Genomic DNA, 13,903 nt, shown 5'->3' with positions numbered 1-13,903 from the left:
GGACGTTTCGGTGGTCGCCGAATCGACGCGCGGCTACGGTCCGGGCATGACCTACGCACATCGAGCCACCCGGTTCCGCGCTCTGCACCGCACCGGTGAGCCCCTGCTGCTGCCCAACGCGTGGGACCACGCCTCCGCGGCCGCGCTCGCCCACGGCGGCTTCCGCGCGATCGGCACCACCAGCCTCGGTGTGGCGGCCGCCGCCGGCAAGGCGGACGCCACGGGCGGCACACGGGAGGAGACCCTGCGCCTGGCCCGCGGCCTCGCCCGGCTGCCCGCACTGGTCACCGTGGACATCGAGGGCGGCTTCAGCGAGAGACCCGAAGAGGTCGCGGAGCTCGCGGTGGAACTGGTCCGGGCGGGCGTCGTGGGCGTGAACATCGAGGACGGGCGCCCGGACGGGACGCTGACCGGCACGGCACAGCAGTGCGAGCTGATCCGTGCCGTCAAGGAGAGCGTTCCCGACCTGTTCGTCAACGCGCGCACGGACACGTACTGGCTGCGCGCCGGGGGAGCGGAGGAGACCGCGCGCAGGGCGGCCGCCTACCAACTGGCGGGCGCCGACGGCCTGTTCGTGCCAGGTCTCCAGGACGAAGAAGCGATCGCCGGCCTTGTCGCAGGAGTGATCGACATCCCGCTGAACATCCTCTACGCGCCCGGCGCCCTGACCTACCGGCGTCTCGCGGAGCTCGGCGTGCGCCGCGTGAGCAGTGGCTCGCTGCTCTTCCGCGCCGCGCTGCACGCCGCCGTCGGGACGGCACGCTCGATCGCCCGGGGCGGCGCCGTACCGGAGGACCTGCCTTCGTACGCGGACGCCCAGGCGCTCGCCGCTCCCTACCTCTCCGCGACGCACGGCGAGGAGGTCTAGGCCTCCGGCCTCGCGCCTCCGTCGCCCTTCTCGTCCCCGTCGCCCTTCTCGTCCCCGTGCCCCGGCCACCACGCCGCGTGTCCGATCAGGGCCGTCAGTGCGGGTGTGAAGATCATCGCCATGACGAACGCGGCGATGAGGATGCCGAAGGAGAGGGAGAAGCCCATCTGGGAGAGCGTCGAGTTGCCCGCGAGCATCAGCGTCGCGAACGTACCCGCCAGGATCACGCCCGCCGAACCGATCGTCGGGCCCGAGTGGCGCACCGCCGTGCCCGCCGCGTCGTGCGGGGTGCGGCCCTCGCGGGCCTCCTCGCGCAGCCGCGACACCATCAGGATGTTGTAGTCCGTGCCGAGGGCGACCACGAACAGATACATGATCACGGGCAGCATGAACATCAACCCGGGCTGGCTGCCGATCTGCTGGAAGAGGAGCGAGGTCGCGCCCAGGGTCGCGCCGAAGCCGAGGGCGACGGACACCATCAGGTACCAGGGCGCCACCAGGCTCCGCAGGAGCAGGCCGAGGATGACCATGATGGCGAGCGCGGCCACCGGGAAGACCACCGAGTAGTCACGGTCCACGGCCTTGTTGATGTCGACGTACACCGCCGTCGTCCCGCCGACGAGTGCCTCGGTGCCGGTCGGCGCGTCCTCGTGGGCGATCGGGCGCAGCCCGTCCTTGACCGTCGACAGGGCCTTGTCGGAGGCGGGCGGGTCCGTGAGGATCACGTCGAACGACGCCGTCGTGCCGTCCTTGTTCATGTGGGGAGCGGAGACCTGGCCCACGCCCTGGACGTCGTCAAGCTGTTCTCGGAAGGCGGCTGTCCGCGCTTTGGGGAGCGGGACGTCGTCGGTCGAGGTGAGGTAGACGGAGGTCGGGTCGGTGGAGCCCGCAGGGAAGCCCTTCTGGAGGTTCTCCAGGGCGACCATCGACTCCTTGTCCTTGGGCAGCGAGGAGCCCGCCAGGTCGAAGTTGGCCCGGTAGCCGAGGGCGCCGAGCGTGAGCGCGCCCATGAACAGCGCGGAGACCAGGGCCCAGACGGCGGGCTTGCGGGCGATGGACGCGCCGAGCCGCGTGAACCCGGTGCCCTGCGGCTCCCGCTGCCACGACTTCGACGGCCAGAACACCTTCGTGCCGAGCAGTGAGACGACGGCGGGGACCAGCGTGAGCCCGGCGAGCAGCGTCACGAAGACCGCGATGGCCAGGGCGGGGCCCATGGACCGCAGCATGCCGAGCGAGGAGAGCGTAAGAGCGGCGAACGCGACGATGACGGCGCCCGCCGCCGAGGTGATCGCCTCGCCGACCCGCTCGACGGCATGCACCATGCCGCCCTTGGGATCCTCGCCCGCCCGCAGGGCCTCTCGGTAGCGGAAGAGCAGGAACAGGATGTAGTCCGTGCCGACGCCGAACAGGACGACGGTGAGCAGCTGCTGGATGGAGGAGTCGGCCTTCATGTCGAAGGCCTTGTTCGCGGAGGCGATCAGACCGGTCGCCATCGGCGAGATGAGGCCGATCAGGACGACGGGCAGCAGCGCGATGATCGGGCTCCGGAAGATCACCAGGAGCAGCACGATGATGATCACGATCGTGCCGACCCCGACGAGCAGTCCGGCCCGCTCCGATGCGTCGCTCTCGTCGAGCGCCTGCGCGGCGGAGCCGGTGATCCCGGCGGACAGGTCCGTGCCCTTCAGGTCCGGCTTGAGATCGGACCGCAGGTCCTTGACCGCGTCCTGCTGTGCGGTGTCCTCGGGGTTGGTGACCTTCGGCATCGCGACGACCGACGTCTGCACGAGTTTGTTGGGCGACACCGCGCCGGGCACGACCGCCTGTACCTCGGGGATCTTCTTGGCCTGCAGTTCCTTGGAGATGCGGGCGACGTCCGCGGAGTCGGCCGCCGTCAGCTTCCCGCCGTCGGAGCGCCGGAAGACGATGATCGCGCCGATGTTCTGCTGTTTGGGGAACTCCGCTTCCTGTACGTCCGCCGCGCGGATGGACTCGTAGTGGTCCGGAAGGAAGCTCGCCTCGTCGCTGCTCGACGTGAGTTTCGGCGCCAGAGAGATCACGGCACCGGCCGCCACCACCCACGCCAGGATGATCCACCACGGGCGACGGACCACGAATCGGCCCAGGCCAGAGAACATCGGCTGCTGCCTCTCCCTCGCCCCCGAGGCGTAACAGAGCGGTCTGACCAAGGATCTTCCGGAGCGGGCGGCCCCGCCACTTGAGCCGTTCGGCCGCAGCGGCGGGGCGTCCGGGGACGATCGAGGACGTCCCCGGGGTCGTCAGAAGTTGATCATGTGCCCGGCCAGGCCGTGCACCGCTTCCTTGACCGCCTCGCCGAGCGTGGGGTGCGCGTGGACGTTGCGCGCGACCTCGTGCACCGTCAGGTCCCACTGCTGGGCCAGGGTCAGCTCGGGAAGGAGCTCGGTGACGTCCGGGCCGATCAGGTGGGCGCCGATGATCTCGCCGTACTGGGCGTCACTGATGATCTTGACGAAGCCGACGGTGTCGCCGAGGCCGTGCGCCTTGCCGTTCGCCATGAAGGGGAACTTGGCGACCTTGACGTCGAAGCCCTTTTCCTTCGCCTGTGCCTCCGTCCAGCCGAAGCTGGCGATCTGCGGCTGGGAGTAGGTGGCGCGCGGGATCATCGGGTAGTCGAGTTCCATCGTCTCGGCGCCCGAGAGCGTCTCGGCGGCCACGATGCCCATGGACTCGGCGGTGTGCGCGAGCATCAGCTTCGCGGTGACGTCACCGATGGCGTAGATGTGCGGCACGTTCGTCCGCCCACGCCCGTCGATGTCGATGGCGCCGCGCTCGGTCAGCGCGACACCCGTCGCCTCCAGGCCGAAGCCCGTGACGTTCGGTGCGAAGCCGATGGCCTGAAGGACCTTGTCCGCCTCCAGGACCTCCTGCGTGCCGTCCTTGCCGGTCACGGTGACCTTGACCTTGGGGCCCGACTCGTCGATGGACTCGACGCGGGTCGAGGTCTTCACGTCGATGCCGAGCTTGCGGTACTGCTTGGCGAGCTCCGTCGAGACGTCCGCGTCCTCCAGGGGAGCGATGCGGTCGAGGAACTCGACGATCGTCACCTTCACGCCGTAGTTGTGCAGGACGTAGGCGAACTCGATGCCGATGGCGCCGGCGCCCGCGATCACGATCGACTCCGGCACGCTGTCGGCGAGGATCTGCTCCTCGTACGTCACGACCCGCTCGGAGCGCCGCGTGCCGGGCAGCAGCTTCGGCGTGGCGCCCGTGGCGATGACGCAGTTCTCGAACGTGATCGTGTCCGTGGAGCCGTCCGACTTGGCGACCTGGAGTGTGTTCGCGTCGACGAACGTGCCACGGCCGTCGAACTCCGTGATCTTGTTCTTCTTCATCAGGAAGTGGACGCCCTTGACGCGGCCGTCCGCGACCGTACGGCTACGGTTGAACGCCTCGCCGTAGTCGAAGGACACGTTCCCTTCGACCTTGATGCCGTACGTCTTCTGCTCGTGCGTGAACAGATGGGCCAGCTCGGCGTTGCGCAGCAGCGCCTTGGTCGGGATACAGCCGACGTTGAGGCAGACACCTCCCCAGTACTTCTCCTCGACGACCGCTACCCGCTTGCCCAACTGGGCGGCGCGGATGGCGGCCACATAGCCGCCGGGTCCTGCTCCGAGCACGACGACGTCGAAGCGGTCTTCCATGGGGAGGTCCTCTCTGGTGGTGCGTATCCGGTGTCCGGTGGTGCGTATCGGGTGGTACGTGACTCGCGCACGTCCGATCATGCGCCATCCGGCCGCCCCGCGGGCGGTCGGGTGTCCGATGTCATGCCGCCCACTCCGGGGTGTGTCCTCAACCACCGCTGTGGGCACGCCCGTTGGTGATCGATACCGGGTTCACCCGCCCGTGGGCCACGGGATAGTGTCGCCGTGACGGAGCAGAAAACCATGTCCCCCGAGAAGCCCATATCCCTTTGGGAGAGTGGGAGAGGTGGAGAACGCGCTGTGGCCGCAGACGACCTGTCCGAAAGATCGTCCATACCTTTCGACGTGCCGACGTCGGCACGTGCCTACGACTGGATGCTCGGCGGCAAGGACAACTACGCGGTCGACCGCGACTTCTTGCTGCAGACGCTGCCCGACTTCCCCGAGTGCGTCGACATCGCCCGGCAGAACCGCGAGTTCCTGTTCCGCGTCGTGCGCCATCTGACCGAGGCGGGGATCCGCCAGTTCATCGACATGGGCTGCGGCCTTCCGACCGACGAGAACGTCCACCAGGTCGCGAGGCGCTTCGCACCGGACACCCGCGTCGTCTACGTGGACATCGACCCGATCGTTCTCGCGCACGGCAGGGCGCTGCTCGCCGACGACTCCACCACCACCGTCATTCACGGCGACATGCGTGACCAGGACGCGATCCTCGGCCACCCCGACATGACGCGCCTGATCGACTTCGACGAGCCGGTCGCGGTGCTCTTCCTGTCGGTGGTGCACCACCTCACCGACGCCGACGGCCCCCGCGGTGTGCTGCGCACGATCATCGACCGGGCGGCCCCCGGCAGCTACCTCGGCCTCTCGCAGGTCGTCGCCGACGACCCGGTCCGCGGCGCCGCGATGAGCGCGCACATCTCCGGCGGCGGTGTCCCCTGGCAGACCCGCACCCCGGCCGAACTCGACACACTCCTGAACGGTCTGGATCCGGTCGAGCCGGGCCTGGTGAACCTGGTCGACTGGCGCCCCGACGCCGACCAGCCCCCGCTCGCCCCGGTCCACGAGGACCTGGCCCCCTATCTGGGAGCCACCGAGCAGAACAAGGGGATCTACGAGTACGGGGGTTTGCTCCGCAAGGCATAGCCATACACAATGGTGTGCATGATCCAGCACCTGACCGCCGCCGTGAGGACCTTCGGGGTTCCGTGGCGTCGTGGGTGCGAGCGATCGGGTCGCTAACTGCCCGGGAATCCGTTCCCGACCGTCCGGAGTTCCCTCTCCGTGACGCCACCCGTTCACTCATGACTGAAGGATCACCATGACTGTGGTTTCCCCCGCGCCCGCGGCTTCTCCCGCCGTCGCTCCCACCCTCCGCGACGCACGCGTCCCCGCCGACGGCATGTACGAAGGCCGCCGCACGCTGCGCCGCGTACCCGAAGGCTGGGAAGAGCGTCCCTACGAACTGATCGACGTCGTCCCCCAGGGACGTCTCATCGGCGCCGAGATCCGCGGCGTCGACCTCGCCGAGCCGCTGACGCCCGCGCTGCGCGAGGAACTGAACCGCGCCCTCCTGGAGTGGAAGGTGCTCTTCTTCCGGGGCGCCGACATCACCTCCGAGCAGCAGCGCGCCTTCGCCCTCAACTGGGGCGACCTGGAGACCAATCCGCTGCTCGCGCGCGGCTCGGCCGACGACGTCGTCCGGTTCGACAAGGGCGGCAGCGCCACTCCCACGTACGAGAACGTCTGGCACGCCGACGTCACCTTCCGCGAGAACCCCGCGCTCGGTGCCGTGCTGCAGCTGCGCGAGGTGCCGCCGGTCGGCGGCGACACGATGTGGGCGGACATGGCGGCCGCGTACGACAACCTCCCCGACGAGGTGAAGGCCCGCATCGACGGAGCCCAGGCGGTGCACGACTTCATCCCCGGCTTCATCCGCTTCTTCGGCCCCGAGAAGCTAATCCCGCTCCAGGACCAGTTCCCGCCGGTCACGCACCCCGTGGTGCGCAGGCACCCGGAGACCGGGCGCAAGATGCTCTTCGTGAACACCTCCTTCACCACGCACATCGTGGGCATGGAGCGGGCGGAGAGCGACCGCCTTCTGAGCTATCTGGTCCGGCAGGCACAGGTCCCGGAGTACCAGGTGCGGTTCCACTGGCAGGCCGGTGACGTCGCCTTCTGGGACAACCGCTCCACCCAGCACTACGCGGTCGACGACTACGCCCCGCACCGTCGCGTGGCCGAGCGCGTCGCGATCGCGGGAGACCGCCCGTACTGAGAAGAAATACTGAGAAAAAGTACTGAGCAAGAACTCAGACTCGCCCTCGGAAGGACCTTCATGGCAGCCGCAGTGCGCTTCCCGCTGACGCCCGAGCCGATCCACGTCCCCGACGCGGTGCTCGACGACCTCAGGGAGCGGCTGCGGCTCACGAGGTGGCCCGACGACGTGGGCAACGAAGACGGGTACTACGGCGTACGCCGTGGCTACCTCCAGGAGTTGGCCGACCACTGGCTGCACCACTACGACTGGCGCAAGGCCGAAGCGGCGATCAACTCCTACGAGCACTACCAAGTCACGGTCGACGGCGTGCCGGTGCACTTCATGCGCAGGCCCGGCGTCGGCCCCGCCCCCACCCCGCTCATCCTCACCCACGGCTGGCCCTGGACCTTCTGGCACTGGTCCAAGGTCGTCGACCGGCTCGCCGACCCCGCCGCGTTCGGCGGTGACCCGGCCGACGCGTTCGACGTCATCGTCCCCTCCCTGCCGGGCTTCGGCTTCTCCACGCCGCTGCCGGACCACCCCGACATGAACTTCTGGAAGGTCGCCGACCTCTGGCACACCTTGATGACCGACACGCTCGGCCACGAGAAGTACGCCGCCGCGGGATGTGACGTCGGCGCCCTCGTCACCGGTCAGCTCGGCCACAAGTACGCCGACGAACTGCACGGCATCCACATCGGCTCCGGCCTGAAGCTCACCCTCTTCAACGGCGACCGGGGCTGGGACCTCAGCGGCGGCCGGCCGATCCCCGAGGGTCTTTCCGAGTCCGAGCACCGCCAATTCCTCTCCCTGGAACGGCGGTTCGCCGCCCATCTGGCCGTGCACGTGCTCGGACCCAGCACCCTCTCCTACGGGCTCAGCGACTCGCCGGTCGGTCTGCTCGCCTGGATCCTGGAGCGCTGGGACAAGTGGAGCGACAACCACGGCGACGTGGAGAGCGTCTTCTCCAAGGACGATCTCCTCACCCACGCCATGATCTTCTGGGTGAACAACGCCATCGGAACGTCGGTGCGTTACTACGCCAACAACAACCGCTACCCCTGGACGCCCTCGCACGACCGTCAGCCGGTCATCGAGGCGCCGACCGGCATCACCTTCGTCGGCCATGAGAACCCGCCCGGTGTCACCACCACCGAGCAGCGCGTCCAGAGCTGGCTCGCAGGCGACCGTGCCGACTGGTACCACCACGTCAACCTCACCGCGCACGAGAGCGGCGGCCACTTCATCCCGTGGGAGATTCCCGAGGGCTGGGTGGACGACCTGCGCCGCACATTCCGCGGCCGACGCTGAGGCGCTGTCGCTCCACCTCGCTCAACGCTCAAGCACTCGCTGCCACTTGACCTCGCCGTTTTGCCACTCGTCCGTGGGGGAAAGCCCCGCGGCGGTGGCGACGGCGGCCGATGCCCGGTGGTCCGGGTGGACGTGCGCGATGATGCCGCGCACGTCCGGCTGCCCGGCCAGCCAGTCGACGAGGCCGCGGGCCGCCTCCACCGCGATGCCCCGTCCCTGCCAGGGAGTCCCCACGACCCAGGCGATCTCGGCGACAAGCCCGCCGCTGCCGTCGGCGGCGGGCACGACCGTCGCCTGCACCGTCCCGGCCAGGCAGCCCTCGTCGCGCAGCCGCAGCACCCAATTGCACCAGGAGACCGCCGAATCCGGGGACCCCGCGGTCATCCGCCGGTAGCGGGCACGCAGGGCCTGCGGATCGTCGGGCGTACCTCCGATGAAGGTGTGCAGATCCGGATCGGCGAGCACATCGGCCATCTCATCGGCGTGCTCGACCTCCAGAGGTACGAGGACGAGGCGGGCGGTGCCGATCTCCTGGGCGAGGACCGTGGGCACGGTGACTCCTTGTGCGGGGCGGATTGTCAGTGGTGGCTGCGAGTATCCCGGTCATGAAACCGTTGCTCCTCACCGACCTCGAAGAAGCCGTGCGCAGCAGCTGGGGTCCTGACACATACCCGTCGGACTCCTCCCGCCCCTGGCCCCCTGACAACCCGGCCCGCGGTCAGTGCGGCGTCACCGCGCTGCTCGTCCAGGACCTGCTCGGCGGCGAGTTGGTTCGGGGCGAGGTGCGCGTCGCCGGCGAGTGGACCGACCATCACTGGTGGAACCGCTTCGGCATGGGCCTGGAAGTCGACCTCACCCGCGAACAGTTCACCGCGCAGGAGATCGTCAGCGGGGGAGTCGTCATCCCGCGGCCCGCGCGGATCAACCGTCTCCGCGAGGAGTACGAGCTGCTGCGCTGCCGCGTCCTGGAGAAGCTGGGCGCCCCGGGGTGAGGCAGGAGCGGCGGCCGAGCAGGAAGGCCCGCTCGGCGGAGTTCTCGGTGTGGGCGAGTGCGGCGTCGTACGCGCGGGCCGCCTCTTCGGTGCGGCCCAGGCGGCGGAGCAGATCGGCGCGGATGGCGTGGAAGACGTGGTAGCCGTCCAGAGCGAGTTCGTCGACGAGGGGCAACGCCTGGGCGGGGCCCATGACTTCGGCGACCGCGACGGCGCGGTTGAGGGCCGCGACCGGGCTCGGGGCCACGGCAAGGAGCTGGTCGTACAGCTGGAGAATCTGGCCCCAGTCCGTGGCTGCCGCGGTCGGCGCGTCGCTGTGCACGGCGTTGATCGCCGCCTGGATCTGGTACGGCCCCGGCCGGTCGCGGCGCAGGCACCGGCGGACGAGCGCCTGGCCCTCGGTGATCAGGGCCCGGTCCCACAGGGCGCGGTCCTGGTCGGCGAGGAGCACGAGCTCATCTTCCGCGGTGGTCCTGGCCGCCCGCCGCGACTCGGAGAGCAGCATGAGCGCGAGCAGCCCCAGGGCCTCCGGCTCGTCGGGCATCAGTTCGGCCAGGAGCCGTCCCAGGCGGATGGCTTCGGCGCAGAGGTCGTCGCGGACGAGCGCGTCACCCGTGCTGGCCGTGTGCCCCTCGTTGAAGACGAGATAGATGACGGCGAGGACCGCGCGAAGCCGTTCCGGCAGATCGGCTTCGGCGGGGATCCGGTACGGGATGTGCGCGTCGCGGATCTTCCCCTTGGCCCGCACGATCCGCTGAGCCATGGTCGGCTCCGGCACCAGGAAGGCCCGCGCGATCTCCGTGGTGGTAAGGCCGCCGAGGAGCCGCAGCGTGAGGGCGACCCGCGCGGCGGGAGCGAGCGCCGGATGGCAGCAGGTGAAGATCAGACGCAGTCGGTCGTCACGCACGGGTCCCTCCCCGGCCGGTGTCTCGTGGGCGTGCAGCAGCGCGGCCTGCGCGTGCCGGTCCTCGCGGGACGCCTCCCTGCGGAGGCGGTCGATCGCGCGGTTGCGGGCGGTGGTGATGATCCAGCCCGCCGGGCTCGGCGGCAGACCGGTGGACGGCCACCGCTGCACCGCAGTGGTGAACGCTTCCTGGACCGCTTCCTCGGCGATGTCGATGTCGCCGAAGACGCGGACCAGGACGGCCACCGCGCGCCCGTACTCCGCACGGAAGATCCGCTCGGTCACCTCCGACGTGACCTGTGGGGCATCCGACGTCACTAGCGGGATCCGTGCTGCAGCGGCCTGACCTCGATGGGCAGGGTGATGGCACGGGCGACCTTGCGCCCCCAGGCGAGTGCCTCGTCCAGGTCGGCCGCCTGGATGACGGTGAACCCGCCGAGATGCTCCTTGCCTTCGACGTACGGGCCGTCGGTCGTGAGCACCTCGCTGTCCTTGAGCCGCAGCACGGTCGCGGTGCTCGGCGGGAAAAGCCCCCCGCCGAAGACCCAGGCGCCCGCCTCCCGCATCTCGGTCTTCACGGCATCGAGGTCGCGCACGATCGGTTCGAGGATCTCCGGCGCCGGCACGTCGCCGTCGGGCTGATAGATGCTGAGCAGGTACTGGTTCATGGCTGCTGCCTCTCCCTGGCGGATCGCCCCCGGGGTCGACCCGGTGCCGACCTCTCACTGTCTATACGAACGGCGACGGGTCGGATCGACATGGGACGAGAAAGATCCGCCGAGTATTTCCGTCGGGCGATTCTGGTTGGCGGTTGGCGGTTGGCGGCTGGCGGCTGGCGGCTGGCGGTTAGCGGTCGGAGATGATCGCGTCGAGATGCCGCAGCGCCGCCGTCACCCGCGCCGGATCGTCGAAGAACGGGTCGTCAGGTACGGGCAGCGACCCCGCGAGGGCGAGCCCCCGGCCCCGCGCCCACGTCGCGTCGTCGACGTCGACCGCCGCGCGGAAGGCACCCCGGGCCTCGTCCGGCAGGAACAGCCACGCGGGCAGCAGGTCGACCGCGGGGTCGCCCACGGCCAGCGTCCCGAAGTCGATGACGGCGCTCAGCCGGCCGTCGACGGCGAGGAGATTGCCGGTCGCGAGGTCGCCGTGCACCCACACCGGCGGACCGTCCCACGCCGGTGCCGCGACGGCGGCGTCCCACACGGCGGTCACCGCGTCACTGTCGACGAGCCCCGCCACCTTCAGCTTCGCGATCTTGGATCGTACGAGGGAGTCGGCGAACAAGGAGTCGCACTCGGTGCCCACTCGTTCCCCGCGGAAGGCGTTGCTGAGCCGTGGGCCCGGGCCGCCCGTGGGGTCGATCCGCCGCAGCGCGGTCACGAACCCGGCGAGGTCGGCCGCCGCCCCGAGCGGATCGGTGAGGGAGCCGGTGGTCGCGGTCTCGCCCTCCAGCCACCGGTAGACGGACCAGGGGAAGGGGTAGCCCTCACCGGGCGCTCCCTTGCCCAGCGGTTCGGAGACGGTCAGCGGCAGCTGCGGGGCGAGCCACGGCAGCCACCGCTGCTCCGCCTCCACCTGCCCCACCCATCGGCGGTGGCGCGGCAGCCGTACGGACATGTCGTCGCCGAGCCGGTACGTCGCGTTGTCCATGCCGGACAGCGGGACCGGCGCGATCGGCAGGTCCGCCCACCGGGGGAACTGTGCCGCGAGCAACCGCCGGACCAGGTCGATGTCGATGGACGGATCACGATCGAGCTCGCGCGTGGCGTCGAGGCCGCGACTGACGTCGCGTTCGTCGGGTCCGCCTGATGACATGTGTGCAACCCCCGGTCATGGACGGCGCCTTGGACGTCGCTCGGGGCGTCGTCCAAGGCGCTGTCGTGGATGTCGAGGCCTCATCCCACCGTCAGGGCCGAGTCCGCGTCCACTCATTTACCGTCGGTCGCACGGCGGATGGGCTCAGAACGCGAGGGCCGCGCTCTCCGTGAGGCTCGCCCGCATCTCGCAGCTGTTGCCGAAGGTCGTGGACCACGCCACTCGTCTGCCCTGCCACACGCCGTCGACGGTGACCACGACGGGCTTCCACTCCTTCGTGCAGGCCATGCTGGACGACTTGCCGACCAGCTGGGCGAACTCGCCGTTGGCGGCGAGCAGTTCGGCGCAGGCGGCGGACGCCGAGGGGTGGCTCCCGGAGGCCTTGGGCGTACAGGTCAGGGTCACGGCGCGTTGCATGGTCGCGGTGTCCGCCTCTTCGCCCTGGCCGACGGCGAGGACCAGCGACGTGGGCGCGTAGAGGCCGGCGGGGCCGGTGGTGGAGGCCTTGGACTGGGCCAGCGCCGTGCCAGAGGCTCCGGACATCACACAGGCGGCCACAACAGCGGTGGCGCCCACCGTCTTGAGGAAGAAACGCACGTCAATTCTCCTTTGATCCGAATGTTTTCCAGAATTTCTGGTTGCAGACGGGAGTTTTGCCGGTGCGGAGAGTGATCACCAAATGTGTGGTCGATTTCCGGATGCTTGTGTCCGCTCAGCGGTCACCGCATGACCGTTCGGGCAGCTCAGGGTGGGCGAGGAGATGCGGGGGGAGGCGGGTGGAGGGTGTCCATCATGTGGACCGGAGGGGATAGTGCAAGCAAGAACAACCGCCTGACCTGCAAGGACAGTTATCTCGATTTTCTACCGGAATCCAGGGTCGACCGGAAAGCATCGGTGCTAAGAGCTGCCCAGCTTGACGCTGATCCGCTGACCGGTGCCCTTCGTGCCGCTGAGATCCCCGAAGGTCAGCTTCAGGGAGGCACCCGTGACCGCCGACGTGACCGTGGCGGGCTTGGCCGTCACCGCGGACACGGCGCGGTTCCAGGTGAGCGTCAGGGAGGTCTGCGCGCGCATCGGGTCGCTGACGCAGATGACTGCGGTGCCGTCGCTCTTCTCGCTGATCTGCACCGAACAGGGCGCGCTCGCGGTGAGCTTGCCCGCAGTGCCGCCGAGCCAGAAGTTGACTCCGGGTCGCCGTCTGTGCCGCGCTCGCGCCGGGCATCAGGACGTAGGTGTACGTCCCGCTCGGGCCAGAAGGCGCCCCGTTCATCTACAACGGCCTCGTCATGGAGCATGGGCCCAGGCCACTGCTCAATGGGCCGGGCCATGCGCTGTAGCGTCAGGGGCATGAACGATCACGCAGTGGTGGATGTGGGCGACGTACGCCTGGCCTATCGGACCTGGGGCGACTCGTACGGAGCGCCCGTCGTGCTGCTGCACGGGCTCGGCGGCTCCTCGGCGACCTGGGAGCAGGTCGGGCAGGTGCTCGGCCAGGAGTGGCGGGTGTACGCGATTGACCTGCGCGGACACGGGGAGAGCGACTGGCCGGACGAGTACTCGGTCGAGCTGATGCGGGACGACGTGCTCGGCTTCCTCGACGAACTCGGCCTCGACCGCGTCGGCGTCGTCGGCCACTCCATGGGCGGGGTCGTGGCGTACCTGCTCGCCGAGGAGCACCCGGACCGCGTCGAGCGCCTCGTCCTCGAGGAGACGCCGCCGCCCTACCCACGCGACCTGGTCGAGACCCCGCGCCCCGACGAGGCCATCGACTTCGACTGGCCCGTGTCCCCCGCGATCCGCGCTCAGGTCTTCGACCCGGACCCGGAGTGGGCCGAGCGGCTCGGCGAGATCGTCGCACCGACGCTGATCGTGGCGGGCGGCCCGGACAGCAGCATGCCGCAGGAGCGTATCCCCGACATGGCCGCGGCGATCCCCGACTCCAGGACCATCCTGATTCCGGTCGGGCACTCGGTGCACGAGGGGAGCCCGCAGCAGTTCGCGGAGCAGGTCACCGAGTTCTTCACCAGCTAGTTCTCCAGCAGATGGCGGTGCGGGGCGTGGTTCGGC

The 13,903-nt window shown here is 69.6% G+C and carries 13 protein-coding genes and 1 pseudogene; 6 read left to right on the top strand and 8 right to left on the bottom strand.

Annotated features, from left to right (window positions below):
• Positions 1 to 46: 46 nt before the first annotated feature.
• Positions 47 to 868: an isocitrate lyase/phosphoenolpyruvate mutase family protein gene (locus ACFQ7F_RS27025; RefSeq protein ID WP_383275209.1), complete on the top strand. Its 822-nt coding sequence runs from the start codon at positions 47 to 49 to the stop codon at positions 866 to 868.
• On the opposite strand, the gene ACFQ7F_RS27020 is transcribed toward ACFQ7F_RS27025, so the two are convergent.
• The gene (locus ACFQ7F_RS27020) at positions 865 to 3,006 is read right to left on the bottom strand and encodes an MMPL family transporter (RefSeq protein WP_383275201.1); all 2,142 of its coding nucleotides are present in this window, start codon (positions 3,004 to 3,006) and stop codon (positions 865 to 867) included. The two genes, ACFQ7F_RS27025 and ACFQ7F_RS27020, sit on opposite strands and share 4 nt — an antisense overlap.
• 141 nt (positions 3,007 to 3,147) lie before the next feature.
• Positions 3,148 to 4,551, bottom strand: coding sequence for a dihydrolipoyl dehydrogenase (gene lpdA, locus ACFQ7F_RS27015; RefSeq protein WP_383275198.1), 1,404 nt, complete (start codon positions 4,549 to 4,551; stop codon positions 3,148 to 3,150).
• Between the two features lie 300 nt (positions 4,552 to 4,851).
• On the opposite strand from lpdA, the gene ACFQ7F_RS27010 reads away from it, so the two are divergent.
• The 3 genes from ACFQ7F_RS27010 to ACFQ7F_RS27000 all read left to right on the top strand — a co-directional run bounded on the left by ACFQ7F_RS27010 (position 4,852) and on the right by ACFQ7F_RS27000 (position 8,125).
• Positions 4,852 to 5,700, top strand: a complete 849-nt coding sequence (locus ACFQ7F_RS27010; RefSeq protein ID WP_383275195.1) for an SAM-dependent methyltransferase — start codon at positions 4,852 to 4,854, stop codon at positions 5,698 to 5,700.
• A 256-nt stretch (positions 5,701 to 5,956) separates the two neighbouring features.
• Positions 5,957 to 6,832, top strand: a complete 876-nt coding sequence (locus ACFQ7F_RS27005; protein ID WP_383275207.1) for a TauD/TfdA dioxygenase family protein — start codon at positions 5,957 to 5,959, stop codon at positions 6,830 to 6,832.
• 60 nt (positions 6,833 to 6,892) lie between these two features.
• Complete coding sequence (locus ACFQ7F_RS27000; protein ID WP_383275192.1) at positions 6,893 to 8,125, top strand: epoxide hydrolase family protein; 1,233 nt, start codon at positions 6,893 to 6,895, stop codon at positions 8,123 to 8,125.
• A 21-nt stretch (positions 8,126 to 8,146) separates the two neighbouring features.
• On the opposite strand, the gene ACFQ7F_RS26995 is transcribed toward ACFQ7F_RS27000, so the two are convergent.
• Positions 8,147 to 8,677: a GNAT family N-acetyltransferase gene (locus ACFQ7F_RS26995; protein ID WP_383275189.1), complete on the bottom strand. Its 531-nt coding sequence runs from the start codon at positions 8,675 to 8,677 to the stop codon at positions 8,147 to 8,149.
• A 53-nt stretch (positions 8,678 to 8,730) separates the two neighbouring features.
• Here ACFQ7F_RS26995 and ACFQ7F_RS26990 point away from each other — a divergent pair, with 53 nt between their 5' ends.
• Entirely contained in the window at positions 8,731 to 9,117 is a 387-nt protein-coding gene (locus tag ACFQ7F_RS26990) for a hypothetical protein (protein ID WP_383275186.1), read from the top strand.
• Here the strand turns inward: ACFQ7F_RS26990 and ACFQ7F_RS26985 are convergent.
• From ACFQ7F_RS26985 to ACFQ7F_RS26965, 5 genes and pseudogenes are all read right to left on the bottom strand, one after another.
• Positions 9,047 to 10,339 (bottom strand): RNA polymerase sigma factor, encoded by a 1,293-nt coding sequence (locus ACFQ7F_RS26985; protein ID WP_383275183.1) that lies wholly within the window; start codon positions 10,337 to 10,339, stop codon positions 9,047 to 9,049. The genes ACFQ7F_RS26990 and ACFQ7F_RS26985 overlap by 71 nt on opposite strands.
• On the bottom strand, positions 10,339 to 10,689 hold the full coding sequence (locus ACFQ7F_RS26980) for a YciI family protein (RefSeq protein WP_383275180.1): 351 nt from the start codon (positions 10,687 to 10,689) through the stop codon (positions 10,339 to 10,341). Before ACFQ7F_RS26980 ends, ACFQ7F_RS26985 begins: the two co-directional genes overlap by 1 nt.
• A gap of 178 nt (positions 10,690 to 10,867) precedes the next feature.
• Positions 10,868 to 11,836 carry an aminoglycoside phosphotransferase family protein gene (locus tag ACFQ7F_RS26975; protein ID WP_383275177.1) on the bottom strand — a complete coding sequence of 323 codons (969 nt, stop codon included), beginning with the start codon at positions 11,834 to 11,836 and terminating at the stop codon, positions 10,868 to 10,870.
• A 144-nt stretch (positions 11,837 to 11,980) separates the two neighbouring features.
• On the bottom strand, positions 11,981 to 12,433 hold the full coding sequence (locus ACFQ7F_RS26970; protein ID WP_383275174.1) for a subtilase-type protease inhibitor: 453 nt from the start codon (positions 12,431 to 12,433) through the stop codon (positions 11,981 to 11,983).
• A gap of 300 nt (positions 12,434 to 12,733) precedes the next feature.
• A pseudogene (locus tag ACFQ7F_RS26965) lies at positions 12,734 to 13,021 on the bottom strand (polysaccharide lyase beta-sandwich domain-containing protein); the annotation flags it as partial.
• Between the two features lie 162 nt (positions 13,022 to 13,183).
• On the opposite strand from ACFQ7F_RS26965, the gene ACFQ7F_RS26960 reads away from it, so the two are divergent.
• Positions 13,184 to 13,867: an alpha/beta fold hydrolase gene (locus ACFQ7F_RS26960; RefSeq protein ID WP_383275171.1), complete on the top strand. Its 684-nt coding sequence runs from the start codon at positions 13,184 to 13,186 to the stop codon at positions 13,865 to 13,867.
• Positions 13,868 to 13,903: the final 36 nt, after the last annotated feature.

Origin of the sequence: Streptomyces sp. NPDC056486 (assembly GCF_042795295.1) — a bacterium.
Lineage (GTDB): Bacteria > Actinomycetota > Actinomycetes > Streptomycetales > Streptomycetaceae > Streptomyces.
The sequence above is the reverse complement of the archived record's forward strand: the minus strand, read 5'-3'. Positions and strand labels throughout refer to the sequence as shown.

Coding starts and splice junctions, on each gene's coding strand:
- ACFQ7F_RS27025 (WP_383275209.1), top strand. CDS start 47: ATGACCTACGCACATCGAGCCACCCGGTTCCGCGCTCTGCACCGCACC.
- ACFQ7F_RS27020 (WP_383275201.1), bottom strand. CDS start 3,006: ATGTTCTCTGGCCTGGGCCGATTCGTGGTCCGTCGCCCGTGGTGGATC.
- lpdA (WP_383275198.1), bottom strand. CDS start 4,551: ATGGAAGACCGCTTCGACGTCGTCGTGCTCGGAGCAGGACCCGGCGGC.
- ACFQ7F_RS27005 (WP_383275207.1), top strand. CDS start 5,957: ATGTACGAAGGCCGCCGCACGCTGCGCCGCGTACCCGAAGGCTGGGAA.
- ACFQ7F_RS27000 (WP_383275192.1), top strand. CDS start 6,893: ATGGCAGCCGCAGTGCGCTTCCCGCTGACGCCCGAGCCGATCCACGTC.
- ACFQ7F_RS26990 (WP_383275186.1), top strand. CDS start 8,731: ATGAAACCGTTGCTCCTCACCGACCTCGAAGAAGCCGTGCGCAGCAGC.
- ACFQ7F_RS26980 (WP_383275180.1), bottom strand. CDS start 10,689: ATGAACCAGTACCTGCTCAGCATCTATCAGCCCGACGGCGACGTGCCG.
- ACFQ7F_RS26975 (WP_383275177.1), bottom strand. CDS start 11,836: ATGTCATCAGGCGGACCCGACGAACGCGACGTCAGTCGCGGCCTCGAC.
- ACFQ7F_RS26960 (WP_383275171.1), top strand. CDS start 13,184: ATGAACGATCACGCAGTGGTGGATGTGGGCGACGTACGCCTGGCCTAT.